Genomic DNA, 16458 nt, shown 5'->3' with positions numbered 1-16458 from the left:
CGTCGGTTAGACCTCCCCCCCCCCCCGTTTTTCCAGAAGAAGTGCTCCTAATTCATGTGTGGACGTTATGCGCTGTTTCGTTGGTCGCCCGCTTTTGCGGCGTTGCCCGGTTTTCCGGCCGACCAGCAGGCGCAATGGAACATTTCCCCCAATGACTCGGTGCTGATGTTGCGCGCCGTTCCAGGCGAACCGGCCGCGCGAACGCTGGCGCGTGCCCGCTGGGGACTGACACCTGCGTGGCTCACCGACATGTCGCGTACCCCCGCTCACGCCCGGGCGGAAACGCTGGCCGAGCAGCCGATGTTTCGCCAGGCGTTCCGGGAGCGCCGCTGTTTGCTGCCGGCCAACGGCTTTTATGAGTGGCGCGGCACCGTACGCAAGCGGCCGTTCTGGCTGACGCCGGGGGAGGGAGCGTCGCTGTTTTTCGCAGCGATCTGGGAAGCCTACCCGGTAGACGGCCACGACTGGCTGAGTGTGGCCGTGGTGACGCAGCCCGCGATGAGCCAGCGTCGACCGCTGATCCTCGACGCTGAAGGGCAAGCGGCCTGGCTTGACCCGCAAAGCTCACTGCCCGCTTTGCAATCGCTGCTCGCCGCGCCACAGATGCAACTGCGGGAGCGGCCATTGGCAAACCTGGTGAACGATCCGAAGCTCAACGCTCCGGAGTGCCTGACACCGTTGTGAGGGGGAGGGGGGCTGCAGCCGCGCAAGGCGGCTACAGCAGGCGTGACTCAGACCTTGAACTGGTTGATCAATCGACGCTGTTGCTCCGCCAGTCGGGTCAATTCGGCACTCGCCTGACTCGATTCGTCGGCGCCGCCGGCGACTTCATTGGCCACCTGGCCAATGTTGATGACGTTGCGGTTGATGTCGTCGGCCACCGCGCTTTGCTCTTCTGCGGCGCTGGCGATCTGCGTGTTCATGTCATTGATCACCGACACTGCCTTGGTAATGCTTTCCAGCGCTTGAGCCGCCTCTGCCGCGTGGCCCACGCTTTCATCGGTTTTGGTCTGGCTGTCTTCCATGACTTTCACCACTTGCCGTGTACCGGATTGCAGTGCCTGAATCATTGACTGGATTTCTTCAGTGGCTTGCTGAGTCTTCTGCGCCAGGTTGCGGACTTCGTCAGCGACCACGGCAAAGCCGCGCCCCTGTTCCCCCGCACGGGCGGCCTCGATGGCGGCGTTGAGGGCCAGCAGGTTCGTCTGTTCGGCAATGCCGCGAATGGCCGTAAGGATGGCATTGATGTTCTCGCTGTCCTTGGCCAGGGTCTGTACCACTTCCACGGCGCGGCCAATCTCCACGGCCAGCTCGCTGATGGAGTTCGACGTGTTGTGTACGATGCGCATACCCTGAACGGCTGCATCGTCGGCATGATTCGCCGCTTGAGCGGCCTGGGTCGCGTTGCGCGCCACGTCTTGGGCCGTGGCGGTCATCTCGTGCACGGCGGTGGCCACCAGGTCGATCTCGGCCATCTGCTTGTGCACGCCATTGTTGGTGCGGATGGCAATGTCGGCCGTGTGCTCGGAGGAGTCGCTCACCTTCTGCACTGACGTCACCACCTGACTGATCATGGCCTGCAGCTTGCCGAGGAAGGTGTTGAAGCCCAAGGCAATGGAGCCCAATTCGTCGGCGCGGTCGCTGCTGAGACGGCGCGTCAGGTCGCCTTCGCCTTTGGCGATGTCGTCGAGCATGGCGACCATTTGCTTGAGCGGACGCGCAATGCCGCGCCCCACGAACCAGACAATCAACAAGCCCAGCGCCGCGATCAGCAGGCCGACGACGGTCATGCCGACGATATCGGTGTCACGTTGATGGGCCAGGTCGCTCTGCAGCTTCTGCAGGTCGGCCATGACCGCGCTGACGGGTACGCGGATCATCAGCGTCCAGCGCGCATCGGTGTCGCCGATACCGAATGGCAGGTACAACTCGATGTGGCCGTGCTCTTTGTCGATGTCATAACGCACCTCGCCTTTGACGATGTTGGCGAGGTTGGCGACTTCGTTGGCGTCGAGGATATCGGTGGCTTTTTCACCGAGCTTGCTGGTGTCCTTGGTGTAGGCGACAAGGCGTCCGTTGGTGGCGATCAACGCAAGGTCGCCAGCGCCGTCATAGAGCTTCTTGTCCGCCTTTTCGAGCATTTCTTGGATGAAGTTCACCGACAGATCGGCGCCGACGATGCCCTGGAATTGGCCGTCGACCATGATCGGTTCGATAAACGAAGACAGCATGACCATCTTGTCGCCAACCTTGTACGGCGCGGGGTCAATCACACACGCTTTGCGCGTTTCGCGAGAGCAAAGGTAATACTCGCTTGAGCGAACACCGGTGGACAGCAGTTTCGTGTCTTCCAGGCTGGACAGCTTTTCCAGATTGAAGGTGCCGTCCGGCTTGCGATACCACCACGGCATGAAGCGGCCGTCTTTTGGATCGACACCGGTGATCGGGGTTTCGGCATAGGCGGCGTCATTGTGATCCAGGGCATTGGGTTCCCAGCCAATATAAGCACCCAGGATCTCTGGATTGCGCACGACGGTCTCGCGCAGCAGGTTGAGCAGTTGCTCACGGCTCATCTTCACCAGCGGCTCGCCCTTGGTGTCCTTCATGCCCAGCGTCGCGTTCAACGTCGCCATTCCCGCCGCCGTTTGCAATGGCGCTTCCAGTGATCGCTGGATATTGCTCGCCTGTGTGCGAGCGATCGCGGTCAAGTGACCTTCGATGGCCTGCTCGAATTGAGCGGTTGTGCGCTTTTCCACCAGGTCCTGAGTGCGTGCCCCGGCAAACAGGGCATAGAGGACGAGGGCAGCCACGACACTGAGGACGATGGCACCTGACAGTGCAGCGACTGAGAACTGGATCGATTTGAACTTCATAAAGGCTCCGGACGCGAAAGGACGTCTGTAGGAGGTATCGCCTGCGCCCCCGGTTTAATGAGGGGGAAGTCGAAGCAACGGGCGTTTTTGGATGAAGTGGGTCGTTATTGGACATGCCGCCGGGTCGAGCGGCTTCGGCGGGGGCTGCACGGAGCCCGCATGGGGGAGTAAAGGCGTTTCGTCGCTATGACGGATGTGCGAATTTTCGGCACTGACCGGCTGGCAATCCGCTGCCATCTAGTACTCGGCGGGCGTACCGCCTAGGATGGTGCGATTGTTTCGATGGAGATCCAAAATGCGTCAGACCTTTGCTCTTTGTGCCTTGAGCGCAGCGTTGCTGGTTGCGGGCTGTCAGGCCGTCAACACCACCAGCGGGGACTCGGTAGGCGTCGAGCGCAAGCAATACATGTTCAGTATGCTGTCGACCGATCAGGTCAACCAGATGTACGCCCAGTCTTATAAGGAAACGGTCAGCGAGGCTTCGACCAAGGGCGTGCTGGATAACAGCAGCGCCGAAGCGGCTCGCGTTCAGGCAGTTGCCAAGCGGCTGATCGCCCAAGCGCCGAAACTGCGGCCGGATGCGGCGCAGTGGCAGTGGGAAGTGAACCTGATCAAGAGTGACGAGCTCAATGCCAACTGCGGGCCAGGCGGTAAGATCATCGTGTACACCGGCTTGATCGATACGCTGAAGCTCAGCGACGACGAACTGGCGGCGGTGATGGGGCATGAGATTGCCCACGCCCTGCGCGAGCATGGTCGCGAAGCGATGTCGAAGGCGTATGGCGTGCAGATGGCCAAAACGGGGGCGGGGTCATTGCTCGGGTTGGGGCAAGACAGCCTGGCGCTCGCTGACACCGTGGTCAACTACAGCCTGACGCTGCCCAACAGCCGCGCGAATGAAAACGAAGCGGATTTGCTCGGCCTGGAACTGTCCGCTCGCGCCGGTTACAACCCCAATGCCGCGATCACCCTGTGGCAGAAGATGCAGGCGCAGTCGGGGGCGTCCCAGCCCGAATTCATGAGCACCCACCCGGCGTCGGCGAACCGGATTGCGTCCTTGCAGGCGGCGATTCCCAAAGTGATGCCGTTGTATGAGCAAGCCCCGAAGTCTTGATCAAGCTGGCTGACTGATCGTCCTCGCGGGCGGCGTGGGTACGATCAGTCTGATGCCTTGGGGCATTCGAACAGGGCGGCGGATCAAACCCAGCCGCTGACCTGCATCGCCTTGTACACCGCGACGAGCGCCAGGATGAAGAACGCACCGGCTGCCAGCCTACGGATCAGTGTCAGCGGTAATTTCTCTGCGGCGAAGTTGCCTGCCAGCACCACCGGCACATTGGCCAGCAACATCCCCAGGGTCGTGCCCAGAATCACCAGCCACAGATAGGAGTATTGCGCCGCCAGCATCACGGTCGCGATTTGCGTCTTATCGCCTATTTCAGCGAGAAAGAACGCGATCAGGGTCGTCATGAAGGGGCCGAACTTACGCGCCGTGTTGGCCTCGTCGTCGTCCATCTTGTCGGGAACCAGCGTCCACAGTGCGGTAGCAGTGAAACTCGCGGCCAAGATCCAGTGCAACATCGCGTCAGAGAGGAAACTGCTGAACCAGGCACCTACGGCACCGGCGGCGGCGTGGTTGGCCAACGTGGCCGCGACGATACCGGCGATGATCGGCCACGGCTTGCGAAAGCGGGCAGCGAGGATGAGTGCGAGGAGTTGGGTCTTGTCACCGATTTCGGCCAGTGCGACGACCGCGGTAGGGACCAATAGGGATTCCAGCATCAGGGTTTCCTAAGGGGCGGGACAACACGGCTATGACACGTACAGCCTCCCCGCCCCGGGTCAGGATGTGCGTGTCATAGGTCTTGTCAAACCTCCGATCCGTCTGAGGCGGATCTGGGGTCGCGAGCACCATGGTCTGAGGACCAAGTATGTTGATGCGCGCCGGACGAGCGAGAGGCTCGTGGGAGACTACTCCCCTAGGACGGAGCGGATTCTGCCTTCGGGAATTCGATTCGGCAAGCGTTTATTTTTACCCACGCTTGGCGCGGTAAATTCGAAAACCATTCCCTTCTGCCATCACCGCGCACACCCCGAGATGCGCTTCGATGATCGGCTGATAACGCAGGAAACTATTGGCTACCAGGCGCAATTCGCCGCCTTTTTTCAGATGTTCACGAGCTTTTCGCAACAAGTTTTCTGTCGCTGCGTAGTCGGTGTGAACGCCGGTGTGGAAGGGTGGATTGGTGACGATCGCGTCCAGATGCTCGGGTGCAGCATCGATGCCATCGCCGGTCAGTACCTCGCCTTGCAGACCATTGGCTGCCAGCGTCAGTCGGCTACTTGCGGTTGCGAACGCGTCGACATCGAGCATCGTCACCTGAACATCCGGGTGGCACCGCTTGATCGCAGCCCCCAACACGCCGGCGCCGCAACCGAAGTCGAGCAGATGGCCCGGTGGCAGCTTGCCGATGTGCTCCAGCAAGAGGGCAGTGCCCCGGTCCAGCCGCCCGTGGCTGAACACGCCGGGGAGGCTCACGATCTTCAGTGGGCCGTTGGGCGTCTCGATGTCGAAATGTTTGGCCAACTGCTCGAGTTCAACGGCCTGCGGCGGGTTTTCCACCGTTACCTGCCACAGTTGGCAATGGCGAGCGCTGTCAAGCTTGCGGGCACGGCCGAAAGGGCTCAATTGCCGCGCTGCCGCTTCGATACCGCCGCGCTTTTCACCCACCAGAAAAAGTTCGCGGCCGGCCAGGCGAGCGGCCAGCGCATTGAGCAAATAATCGCTCAGGTCCTTGGCTTTCGGGAGGAAGAGCACGGCGGCCTCGAACGGCGCGTCCGGGGCCTCGGTGCCAAAGTGAATGCGCCCGCTGAAACGGCTTTCCAGTGCGGCAAAATCTCCGGCATGCCAACTCCACCCTCGTGCATCGGGCAGTCTGGTCAGCAGGTCGTCGGCAGGCAGGCCAGCCAGCAACAATGAACCTTCAAACAGCTCGGCCTGACGGAGTAACACTTCACTGCGCGGGTCCATCGTCGGCTCCTGAAAAAGGGCGGAGTTTAACAGGGATGTGTCGGCGATGACTTCCGCGGCGTTTTGCCCGGTCAGCTCACCACGCGGATCGGCGCGCCTGCATAAAACGCGCGTGCGTTTTCGTTGACTTGGGTGACGATGCGCTGGCGGGCTTCCTGGCTGCCCCAGGCGCTGTGGGGCGTCACGATGAGCCGGGGGATGTCTCCGGACAGCAGCGGGTTGCCGTTTACGGGAGGCTCGACGGTCAGGACGTCGGTGGCGGCGCCTGCCAGGTGCCCATTGCGCAGCGCATCGGCCAGGGCTTGCTCGTTGATCAACCCGCCGCGGGCCGTGTTCACGATGAATGCTTTGGGTTTCATCAGGCTCAGCTCATGGGCGCCGAGCATGTCGCGGGTGTGCTCGTTGAGTGGGCAGTGCAGGGTCAAGGCGTCCACTTGAGGAAGCAGTTCGTGCAGCGGCATGCGATCCGGGCGAGCAGGGCGGCCGGGAATCTGGCCCAGTACCACGCGCATCCCGAAGGCTTCGGCCAGCTTCGCCACCGCGCCACCGAGTTCGCCGTGGCCCAGCAAACCCAGCGTCTTGCCTTCCAGTTCGACGATCGGGAAGTCCAGCAGGCAAAACTGCCGGGATTTCTGCCACTGACCCTGATGGATGGCTTGCTGGTAGTCAGGCAGACGGGTCGCCAGCGCCAGCAGCAACATCAGGGTGTGCTGGGCAACCGAAGGCGTGCCGTAACCCTGGCAGTTACTCACGACCACCCCGTGTTTGCGGGCGGCGTCGAGGTCGACGTTGTTGACGCCGGTAGCGGTGACCAGTGCCAGTTTCAGGTCCGGACACGCCGCGAATGTCTCGGCATCGAGCGAGATCTTGTTGGAGATCACGACGTGTGCGCCTTGCAGCCGCTCGATGACCTGATCGGCCGAACTACTGGCGTACAGGATCAGTTCACCAAAAGTCTCTCTCCACGGGCTGAGGTCCAGATCGCCGAGATCCAGAGAAGTGTGGTCGAGGAAAACTGCTCTGCTTTGACTGGACATCAGCTGTACCTTTTGCTCGGTGATGAGTGGGCGTAAGGTAACGAGCCTACCAGAGCCAGCCGCTTGCCTGAACGCCCGGAGAACATCATGTACTGGACGGAGTTTTTCACCGTTGCCCTCATTCACCTGCTCGCCGTCGCGAGCCCCGGTCCCGACTTTGCGGTGGTCGTTCGGGAGAGTGTGACGCACGGGCGCAAGGCTGGAACCTATACCGCGATGGGCGTGGGCACCGCGATTTGCCTGCACGTTGGCTATTCGCTCTTGGGCATCGGGCTGATCGTTTCCCAGTCCATTGTGCTGTTCAACGCCCTGAAATGGGCGGCGGCGGCCTACTTGCTGTACATCGGCTTCAAGGCGCTGCGCGCCAAACCTTCGGACGGGGCCCAGCCGTCCCTCCACCTCGCGAAAGCGGAGCGCACCGCACGTGGGGCTTTCACCGCCGGTTTCGTCACCAATGGCCTGAACCCGAAGGCCACGTTGTTCTTCCTGTCACTGTTCACTGTGGTCATCAACCCCCATACGCCATTGCTGGTACAGGCGGGCTACGGCGTTTACCTGGCCGTCGCGACCGGCCTGTGGTTCTGCATGGTCGCGCGCCTGTTCAGTCAGGAACGTGTGCGCGCCGGTTTTGCGCGCATGGGGCACTGGTTCGATCGCGCCATGGGTGGGGTACTGGTGGCGTTGGGGCTCAAACTGGCGCTGACTGAGGTGCATTGATCAAGTGGACGTTGTAGACAGTAGGCTCATGCACCCCATGGCCGACTGTCGAGCCGAAGTTCAAACCACTTAAATGCTTCGGGGCCCCGATACTCCTGCGTGCTTTCGCTTACAGCCGACTGACCGTGGCCTGTCCTGAATGGCATGCCGGCGTTGCCTCGCGCGCCCCCTGAAACCCCTTCTACATCGCTTGGTGGAGGCATTTTCACCCTTTCAATTGGCATGATGCCGGTCGGGTCACTCGTCAATCGAATCATCCCTTTGGCTGATTTGACTGGCGAGTGAAGGCTCTAGAGTGCATATTTTCGGCACCGCCATGGCATCTTGAAAAGGGACTCCTATGCTGCAGACACGCGTGATTCCGCCAGCTGATGGCGCGTACCAGTACCCGCTGTTGATCAAGCGCTTGCTGCTGTCGGGCAGCCGTTACGAAAAAACGCGGGAAATCGTCTACCGGGACCAATCACGCTACTCTTATCTGACGCTCAACGAGCGCATTTGCCGCCTCGCCAATGTGCTGACCGAAGCAGGCGTGAAAGCGGGCGATACCGTGGCCGTCATGGATTGGGACAGCCACCGGTATCTGGAATGCATGTTCGCCATTCCTATGATCGGCGCAGTGATTCACACCATCAACGTGCGCCTGTCGCCGGACCAGATCCTGTTCACCATGAATCACGCCGAAGATAAGTTCGTGCTGGTGAACAGCGAATTCGTGCCGCTTTACAACTGCTTTGCGAGCAAACTGACCACCGTCGAAAAGACCTTGCTACTGACCGATACGTCCGATAAGACCGCCGAGTTGCCGAATCTGGTCGGGGAATATGAAAGCCTGCTGGCGGCCGCCAGCCCGACCTACGCCTTCGAAGATTTCGACGAGAACTCGGTGGCGACCACGTTTTACACCACCGGTACCACAGGCAACCCCAAAGGCGTGTATTTCACCCACCGCCAGTTGGTGCTGCACACCCTGGCCGTGGCGACGATCATGGGCAGCGTCGAAGGGTTGCTGGGCACCGATAAGGTCTACATGCCGATCACGCCAATGTTCCACGTCCATGCCTGGGGCGTGCCGTACGCCGCCACCATGCTCGGCGTGAAGCAGGTCTATCCCGGCCGCTATGACCCGGAACTGCTGGTGGAGCTGTGGCGCAAGGAAAAGGTCAATTTCTCCCACTGCGTGCCCACCATCATGCAGATGGTGCTCAATGCCAAGGCTGCAAAGGACGTGGATTTCACCGGCTGGAACATCATCATTGGCGGCAGCTCGCTGAACCGCTCGTTGTACGAAGCTGCCAAAGCCAAAGGCATTCAACTGACCGCTGCCTATGGGATGTCCGAAACCGGGCCGCTGGTATCGGTTGCACACCTGAACGATGAGTTGATGGCGGGCAGCGAAGACGAGCGCACCACTTACCGGATCAAGGCCGGGGCGCCGGGGGTGCTGGTCGAAGCCGCCATTGTCGACAGTGAGGGCAATTTCCTGCCGTCCGATGGTGAAACGCAAGGCGAACTGGTGCTCCGCGCGCCGTGGCTCACTGAAGGGTATTACCGCGAGCCGGCAAAAGGCACCGAGCTCTGGGCCGGTGGCTGGTTACACACAGGCGACGTGGCCACTTTGGACAGCATGGGCGGTATCGACATTCGTGACCGGATCAAGGACGTGATCAAGACAGGTGGGGAGTGGGTCTCCTCCCTGGAGCTGGAGGATCTGTGCAGCCGTCATCCGGGTGTCCGCGAAGTGGCGGTGGTGGGCGTTGCCGATCCTCAGTGGGGCGAGCGGCCGTTCGCGTTGCTGGTGGTCCATGAAGGCCACGTCATCGATGCCAAGGCGCTGAAGGAACACCTCAAGCCTTTCGTCGAGCAGGGCCACATCAACAAGTGGGCGATTCCGAGTCAAATCGCACTTGTTACCGAAATTCCCAAGACCAGCGTCGGTAAGCTCGACAAGAAGCGTATCCGCCTGGATATCCTCGAATGGCAGAGCACCAATAGCACGTTTCTCTCCACCCTCTGAGCCCGATGTTTCCGCGCACAGTGTCACGAAATGGATCGTGGCAATGTGCCGGAACGCGTCTGGCTGGCGTCTGCCTTGCCAAATCAACCCTTTCAGCCACCCTCCTTGTGCAGCGCGGCCGGTCCGTCGAAATCGGCGGATTAGAGGCGTCGCCGCTGTAAATCACACTTTAGAGGGATCAAGCAGTAGCACCTGCTGGCTATAGTCGGCAGTAGGTTGGTACCGGAGAAAGACGCCTTCATCGTTTCGCAGCTTTGCATGGGCTGCCCGATACGCGTCGACACCCAGGCACTGCGGATCAGTCCACCTGAGTCGTTTCTGGAAGCACCCACTGCCATAAAAATAAAAGCACATGGAGTAGCGTCGATGACATCAGCAAACCTGTTCTGGCGCCGGGCGAAACTGCCTCTGGCCGTCAGCCTCGCGTCCTCGCTCGCCGGACCCGCATTCGGCGTCAGTTTCAACATCGGTGAAATCGAAGGTAATTTCGACTCGTCCCTGTCCATCGGCGCCAGTTGGTCGACGCAGAACGCCAACAAGAACCTGATCGGTTCGAACAACGGCGGACACGGTCTTTCGCAAACATCCGATGACGGCCATTTGAATTTCAAAAGTGGGGAGACCTTCTCGAAGATCTTCAAGGGCATCCATGATCTGGAGCTGAAGTACGGCGATACAGGGATGTTCCTGCGGGGCAAGTACTGGTACGACTTCGAGCTCAAGGACGAAGGCCGCGAGTTCAAGGACATCAGTGATTCGGGTCGCAAGGAGGGGGCCAAGTCCTCAGGCTTCGAACTGCTCGACGCGTTCGTCTACCACAACTATTCCATCGGCGATGAGCCGGGCTCGGTGCGGTTCGGCAAGCAAGTCGTCAGTTGGGGCGAGAGCACCTTCATTGGCGGCGGGATCAACAGCATCAACCCCATCGACGTTTCGGCCTTCCGCCGTCCCGGCTCGGAAATCAAGGAAGGCCTGATTCCGGTCAACATGTTCTACCTGTCCCAGAGCCTGACCGAGAACTTGTCGGCCGAGGGCTTCTACCAGCTGGAATGGGACCAGACCGTGGTCGACAACTGCGGCACGTTCTTCTCGCAACCGGACGTCATCGCCGATGGCTGCAAGAACAACCTCGCAGTGCTGCGCACGCGCAATAGCTTGAACGCTGCTTTGCCAGCGGCACTGCGTAACCCGGTGCAAAACGCACTCTCCCAGCGCGGCGTGGTGTTCGGCAACCCTGACGAGGGGGCGGTGGTGCGTCGTGGTCCTGACCGTGACGCCCGTGACAGTGGTCAGTACGGCGTGGCGATGCACTACAACTTCGAGCCGCTGGATACCGAATTCGGTGCCTATTACATGAACTACCACAGCCGCCTGCCGATTTTCAGCGGCAAGGGTGGCCCGGCCAGCGCTTACAGCGGCGCAGGCCTGGTAGGGCAGTTGGCGCGCAACGGCGTCCCGGTTGGCGTGGCGACGAGCCTTGCGCCGACCTTGCTGCCACTGGTGGTCGCGGGCAACTCCAGCTATTACGTCGAGTACCCCGAAGACATCCACCTGTTCGGCCTGAGCTTCTCCACCACGTTGCCGACCGGCACCGCGTGGAGCGGCGAAATCAGCTACCGCCCGAACGCGCCGGTACAACTGAACACCACCGACATCCTCTACTCCGGATTGACGCCACTGAACCCCAGCGTCGCCTTGTTGCAGGGTTCGCCCAATGCCGATCAGAAGGGCTACCGCCGCAAGGAGATCAGCCAGGCCCAGACCACTTTCACCCATTTCTTCGATCAAGTGATGGGGGCTGAACGGCTGACGGTCGTGGGTGAAGTGGGATGGACTCACGTCGGTGGTCTGGAAAGCACCTCGAAGCTGCGTTACGGACGTGACCCGAGCTACGGTCCTGGTCCGCTGCCGAACGGCCAGTGCACGACCCTCAACGCGGGCACCCTGGCCGGGGCGCCGCTGAACAATCTCAGCCGCTACTGTGAAAACGACGGTTTCACCACCACCGATTCCTGGGGCTACCGCGCTCGCGCCATCTGGGATTACAACAACGTGTTCGCCGGCGTGAACCTCAAGCCAAGCGTGGCTTGGTCCCATGACGTCGACGGTTACTCCCCAGGCCCTGGCGGCAACTTCGAAGAAGGCCGTAAAGCGGTCAGCCTGGGGGTGGAGGCGGAGTATCAGAACACCTACACCGCCAACCTTTCGTACACCAATTTCTTCGATGGCAAGTACACCACCGTGGATGACCGCGATTTCGTGGCGCTCAGCTTTGGCATGAATTTCTAAGGAATGACCATGAAGATGAAAATAACAAAGGGTCTGCTGCAGGTCGGCGTTCTGGGGCTGTCGTTGTTGGCGACCGGGGTGATGGCGGCGGTTTCCGATTCCGAAGCGGCGAAGCTGGGCACTACTCTGACGCCGATGGGGGCCGAAAAGGCCGGCAACGCGGCCAACACCATCAGCGCCTGGAGTCCCATACCCACCAACGCGGGCGCGGTGGATGAAAAAGGCTTCCTGGCCAACCCGTACGCCAACGAAAAACCGCTGTTCATCATCACCGCGCAGAACGTCGAGCAATACAAAGACAAACTGGCGCCGGGCCAATATGCGATGTTCAAGCGATACCCGGACACCTTTAAGATGCCGGTCTATCCGACCCATCGTGGCGCCACGGTGCCTGCCGACGTAGCTGCCGCGATCAAGCGCAACGCCACCAACACCAAGCTGGTAGCCGGTGGTAACGGCTTGGAAAACTTCGAAACCGCCGTGCCATTCCCGATTCCGAAAGACGGCCTGGAAGTCATCTGGAACCACATTACCCGGTACCGCGGCGGCAGTGTTTCGCGGCTGGTCACTCAGGCCACGCCGCAAACCAACGGCTCGTTCAACCCGGTGTACTTCCACGATGAGTTCGTGTTCCGCGACAAGATGAAGGATTTCGATCCGAAGAACCCGGGGAACATCCTGTTCTACTTCAAGCAGGAAGTGACCGCTCCGGCGCGCCTGGCCGGTTCCGTGCTGCTGGTTCACGAAACCCTCGACCAAGTCAAGGAGCCGCGCGCGGCTTGGGTGTACAACGCTGGCCAGCGCCGCGTACGTCGGGCGCCACAGGTGTCGTATGACGGGCCGGGTACGGCAGCGGACGGCCTTCGCACCTCCGATAACCTGGACATGTATAACGGCGCGCCTGACCGCTACGACTGGAAGCTGATCGGCAAGCAGGAGATGTACATCGCGTCCAACAGCTACAAACTCGACGATCCGAAGCTCAAGTACACCGACATCATCAAGGCAGGACACATCAACCAGGACCTGGCCCGCTATGAACTGCGCCGCGTCTGGCACGTGACCGCGACCCTGAAGGAGGGCCAGCGTCACATCTACGCCAAGCGCGACTTCTTCATCGACGAAGACACCTGGCAAGCGGCGGTGATCGATCACTACGATGGCCGTGGCCAGTTGTGGCGTGTGGCGGAAGCCCACGGTGAGAACTACTACGACAAGCAAGTGCCGTGGTACGCACTCGAAGCCCTGTACGACCTGCAATCGGGCCGCTATCTGGCGCTGGGCATGAAAAACGAAGAGAAGAAGGCCTATGACTTCGGTTTCACCGCGACGATCAGCGACTTCCAGCCTAACGCGCTGCGTCAGGAAGGGGTGCGGTGATCGCGTGAACGCATGGGGCGCAGGGGGTGCATTGTTGATCACAGCGGCTAAGCACCCGATGTCCTGCGCTGCTTTACCCTGAGGCCGAGCGCCGAGGGCGCCACCCCATCACCCCGATTCGTCGGGGTGATTCCCCGCAAACCCGCCACCGCCGCGCGGCCGCTCCAGAAAGTGGCGATCCCTGAGCCCACCTCCGGCCTATGAAGCGACATTCGCGGTGTTGATTGGATATGTTTTCTTACAGTCTTTCGTCGAACATTCTTCAAAACCCGCACCATAGCCGCTAGTCTCCCGTCAGTTGAACGCCGAATAACAAACACTTTTAACAAGAGTCGGCCATGACTGATCTGTCGCGTTTGCAAGGATTCGCAAATCACGCGGTCACTTCACTGGAGGGGCGGTTCTTCCGTCCGCCACTGCCTGAGGGCTATGTGCCCAGACCACGTCTGTGCGAACGTCTGGGGGCGGGGCTTTCAGGGCGTCTGCTGCTGGTCAGCGCGCCAGCCGGATTTGGCAAGAGCTCCCTTGCCGTCGAATTCTGCGAGAGCCTGCCCGAGCAATGGCAGAACCTCTGGCTGGGCTTGAGCCAGCGCGACAGCGATCCCGGGCGTTTCCTCGAGCGCTTGCTGGCCGGCCTTCAACACTTCTTTCCCCAACTCGGTAGCCAGGCCCTAGGGCTGCTGAAAATGCGCCAGCGACATCAGCCCTTCGCCTTCGAGGAATGGCTCGATGGCCTGCTTGATGAGCTGACGATGCACCTGATGTTGAGCAAACCCCTGCTGCTGGTGCTCGACGACTACCATCTGGTTCAGGGCCCGGTACTCGATCGATGCCTGCAATTTCTCCTTAACCACTTGCCCGCCGGTATGGTCGTGATGGTCACCAGTCGCCAGCGGCCGGACTGGCATCTGGCGCGGTTGCGTCTGTCGCGCCAGTTACTCGAACTCTCTGAGCAGGATCTTCGTCTGACCGACGAGGAATCCCGGGCGGTGCTCGATCAGCGCGGCAGCACCCTGAGCGAAGACGCCCTCAGCAACCTGCTACAGCGCAGCGAGGGCTGGGTGGCGGGGCTGCGCTTCTGGTTGCTGGCTGCAGCGGAGGCCGGGGGCGATGCGTTGGCACAGGAACTCAACGGCGGCGAGGGAATGATCCGCGACTACCTGCTGGAGGAAGTCATCGACTGCCTGCCCTCCGAGGTGCAGGTTTTTTTGTATGAAACAGCCTGCCTTGAGCGGTTCTGCAGCGCCCTGTGCAACGCTGCTCGCGACACCCATGACAGTGCCGAAATACTCGCCTTTCTCCAAGCTCACCAAGTGTTTCTGGTGCCTCTGGATGAGCACGGTCGCTGGTTCCGTTACCATCACTTGTTCTCCGACCTGTTGCGTGCGCGGGCCGGCAGCACAGTGGCGCCCCAACAACGGCGGCTGCACCTGAATGCCTGTCGCTGGTTCAGCGAGCAGGGGCTGCTCGATGAAGCCATTGAACAGGCATTGCGGGCGGGGCATCACGATGTCGCGGCTAATTTGGTGCAGAACCTGTCCGAAGAGCAGCTGCTGGCCGAGCAGAACGTGGGCATGCTGCTGCGCTGGAAGATGGATTTACCGGACAGCCTGCTGATCAGCACCCCTCGACTGATCGTGTTGTACGCCTGGGCGTTGGGGCTGGCATGCCAGCTCGATGCGGCCGAGGAATTGGGCAATCACCTCAGCCGCTTTCTGCCTGCGCCTTCGGCGACCGCGCAAAAATCCATGCTCGCTCAATGGCTGGCATTGAGTGGAATCATCGCGCGCGGCCGTGGCGACCGCGAAACCGCCGAGCGCTATTGCAATGAAGCCTTGGCCAGCCTTCCGCAAAAGCGTTATGGCCAGCGCCTGCTGTGCCTGTCGACACTGGCCAATCTGGCGATTGCCGAGGGCGACCTATGGCGCGCCCGGGCTCTGAACCGCGAAGCGCTGGAGTTGGCGCAGCGGGTGGCCAACCCCTTGTTCGAGGCACTGGCCCACTACGATCGGGCGCGCACATTGCAGGCTCGGGGCGAGGCGTTGCGAGCGCTGGAGGAGGTGCGTCAAGGTTTGCGTCGTCTGGCCGGGCTGTCGTCACAGCGGCTTTACGCGGTTCGCGCAAGGCTCACGCTGTACGAGGGGTACCTGCTTGTTCAGTGCCTGCAAACCGAGGCCGGCCGCGCGAGGCTCGAAGCGGGGCTGAGCGAGGCCCGCGCCTGTCGCGACATCAGCGTGCTGATCGGGCATTGCGTCATCGCGGGCCTGGCGGGGCGAGAAGGACGCTTTGCCGATGCCTTCGCCGAACTGGCCGAGGCCGAGCGTCTGATGCATATCTGGGATGTGCCGCCGGTCTATTATCTGGCGATGATCACGTTAGCCAAGTGCGAGCTGTGGTTGGCGCAGGGGCGCATCGACCTGGCCGATGCCTGGCTGCTGCGCTTGGGCCAGACGTATGGCGGCGAGCGGCCTGCAGCGGCGCCCGAATGCCTGCCGCAGATGCCGCAGCACATTGAATTGCTGCGTGCCTCGCTGGAGCGGGTCCAGGGGCGCAACGAGGACGCCGCCCGCCGCTTGAGCCAGTTGGAGGACCACGCCCATCGCATTGGCGCAGGGCTGCTTGGGGTATACGCCGCGACTCAGCATCTGCTGCTCGCGTTGGCCGCGCACGACACGTCCAAGGCGCCGGATTTGCTTGATCGAAGCCTTCTGGGCGCGACCGGCGGCGCGGTGTTGCCGTTTCATGGCGTGATTCATCAACACGCTGCCTGGCTGCACGAGCAATTGCTAAAACGCCCGCGCTGCCGGTTGGTCGACTATCTGCTCAATCAACTGCCCCCCGGCACTGAAAAGGCCCTGCCATGCGCGCGAGACATGAGTGAGCCAGTGGCCTGTTCCGGCGGCGACACGCTCAGTGCGCGCGAATTGGGTGTCCTGCAACTCATCGCGCAGGGCTGTTCGAATCAAGAGATCAGCGAGCGGCTGTTCATTTCCCTGCACACGGTGAAAACCCACGCCAGCCACATCAACAGCAAGCTGGGGGTCGAGCGGCGTACCCAGGCGGTAGCGCGTGCACAGGAACTGGGATTGCTCGGGTAATCACTCCCGCCGTTGG

The 16458-nt window shown here is 61.2% G+C and carries 11 protein-coding genes; 7 read left to right on the top strand and 4 right to left on the bottom strand.

All coding sequences use genetic code 11. From position 1 onward, the window contains the following. Positions 1-54 precede the first annotated feature (54 nt). Positions 55-684 (top strand): SOS response-associated peptidase, encoded by a 630-nt coding sequence (locus DBP26_RS19095; protein ID WP_108239111.1) that lies wholly within the window; start codon positions 55-57, stop codon positions 682-684. A 47-nt stretch (positions 685-731) separates the two neighbouring features. Here DBP26_RS19095 and DBP26_RS19090 read toward each other — a convergent pair whose 3' ends face one another. Next, positions 732-2873 carry a methyl-accepting chemotaxis protein gene (locus DBP26_RS19090; protein WP_108239112.1) on the bottom strand — a complete coding sequence of 714 codons (2142 nt, stop codon included), beginning with the start codon at positions 2871-2873 and terminating at the stop codon, positions 732-734. Positions 2874-3168: 295 nt separating this feature from the next. Between DBP26_RS19090 and DBP26_RS19085 the strand changes: the two genes are divergently transcribed. After that, entirely contained in the window at positions 3169-3987 is an 819-nt protein-coding gene (locus DBP26_RS19085; protein ID WP_108239113.1) for a M48 family metallopeptidase, read from the top strand. Positions 3988-4070: 83 nt separating this feature from the next. On the opposite strand, the gene DBP26_RS19080 is transcribed toward DBP26_RS19085, so the two are convergent. From DBP26_RS19080 to DBP26_RS19070, 3 genes are all read right to left on the bottom strand, one after another. Next, positions 4071-4655, bottom strand: a complete 585-nt coding sequence (locus tag DBP26_RS19080) for a TMEM165/GDT1 family protein (RefSeq protein WP_108239114.1) — start codon at positions 4653-4655, stop codon at positions 4071-4073. Between the two features lie 250 nt (positions 4656-4905). Next, positions 4906-5904 (bottom strand): class I SAM-dependent methyltransferase, encoded by a 999-nt coding sequence (locus tag DBP26_RS19075; RefSeq protein ID WP_108239115.1) that lies wholly within the window; start codon positions 5902-5904, stop codon positions 4906-4908. Positions 5905-5975: 71 nt separating this feature from the next. Continuing rightward, a complete protein-coding gene (locus tag DBP26_RS19070; protein WP_108239116.1) occupies positions 5976-6941 on the bottom strand; it encodes a 2-hydroxyacid dehydrogenase in 966 nt (321 codons plus the stop codon). Positions 6942-7028: 87 nt separating this feature from the next. On the opposite strand from DBP26_RS19070, the gene DBP26_RS19065 reads away from it, so the two are divergent. From DBP26_RS19065 to DBP26_RS19045, 5 genes are all read left to right on the top strand, one after another. Further along, positions 7029-7658, top strand: a complete 630-nt coding sequence (locus tag DBP26_RS19065) for a LysE family transporter (protein ID WP_108239117.1) — start codon at positions 7029-7031, stop codon at positions 7656-7658. A 340-nt stretch (positions 7659-7998) separates the two neighbouring features. Next, positions 7999-9675 (top strand): fatty acid--CoA ligase, encoded by a 1677-nt coding sequence (locus DBP26_RS19060; protein ID WP_108239118.1) that lies wholly within the window; start codon positions 7999-8001, stop codon positions 9673-9675. A 366-nt stretch (positions 9676-10041) separates the two neighbouring features. Beyond that, positions 10042-11964, top strand: a complete 1923-nt coding sequence (locus DBP26_RS19055; RefSeq protein WP_108239119.1) for a DUF1302 domain-containing protein — start codon at positions 10042-10044, stop codon at positions 11962-11964. A gap of 15 nt (positions 11965-11979) precedes the next feature. Continuing rightward, a complete protein-coding gene (locus DBP26_RS19050; protein ID WP_177411091.1) occupies positions 11980-13344 on the top strand; it encodes a DUF1329 domain-containing protein in 1365 nt (454 codons plus the stop codon). A 338-nt stretch (positions 13345-13682) separates the two neighbouring features. After that, on the top strand, positions 13683-16442 hold the full coding sequence (locus tag DBP26_RS19045; RefSeq protein ID WP_108239121.1) for a LuxR C-terminal-related transcriptional regulator: 2760 nt from the start codon (positions 13683-13685) through the stop codon (positions 16440-16442). Positions 16443-16458 lie beyond the last annotated feature (16 nt).

It is taken from the genome of Pseudomonas sp. RIT409, from assembly GCF_003052515.2.
GTDB lineage: Bacteria > Pseudomonadota > Gammaproteobacteria > Pseudomonadales > Pseudomonadaceae > Aquipseudomonas.
Note: the sequence above shows the minus strand (reverse complement) of the source record. Positions and strands in the feature narration are given on the sequence as shown.

Bases quoted from the DNA above. Each gene is read 5' to 3' on its own strand.
- DBP26_RS19090 (WP_108239112.1), bottom strand. From the start codon at position 2,873: ATGAAGTTCAAATCGATCCAGTTCTCAGTCGCTGCACTGTCAGGTGCC.
- DBP26_RS19080 (WP_108239114.1), bottom strand. From the start codon at position 4,655: ATGCTGGAATCCCTATTGGTCCCTACCGCGGTCGTCGCACTGGCCGAA.
- DBP26_RS19070 (WP_108239116.1), bottom strand. From the start codon at position 6,941: ATGTCCAGTCAAAGCAGAGCAGTTTTCCTCGACCACACTTCTCTGGAT.
- DBP26_RS19050 (WP_177411091.1), top strand. From the start codon at position 11,980: ATGAAAATAACAAAGGGTCTGCTGCAGGTCGGCGTTCTGGGGCTGTCG.
- DBP26_RS19055 (WP_108239119.1), top strand. From the start codon at position 10,042: ATGACATCAGCAAACCTGTTCTGGCGCCGGGCGAAACTGCCTCTGGCC.
- DBP26_RS19075 (WP_108239115.1), bottom strand. From the start codon at position 5,904: ATGGACCCGCGCAGTGAAGTGTTACTCCGTCAGGCCGAGCTGTTTGAA.
- DBP26_RS19095 (WP_108239111.1), top strand. From the start codon at position 55: ATGTGTGGACGTTATGCGCTGTTTCGTTGGTCGCCCGCTTTTGCGGCG.
- DBP26_RS19045 (WP_108239121.1), top strand. From the start codon at position 13,683: ATGACTGATCTGTCGCGTTTGCAAGGATTCGCAAATCACGCGGTCACT.
- DBP26_RS19060 (WP_108239118.1), top strand. From the start codon at position 7,999: ATGCTGCAGACACGCGTGATTCCGCCAGCTGATGGCGCGTACCAGTAC.
- DBP26_RS19085 (WP_108239113.1), top strand. From the start codon at position 3,169: ATGCGTCAGACCTTTGCTCTTTGTGCCTTGAGCGCAGCGTTGCTGGTT.
- DBP26_RS19065 (WP_108239117.1), top strand. From the start codon at position 7,029: ATGTACTGGACGGAGTTTTTCACCGTTGCCCTCATTCACCTGCTCGCC.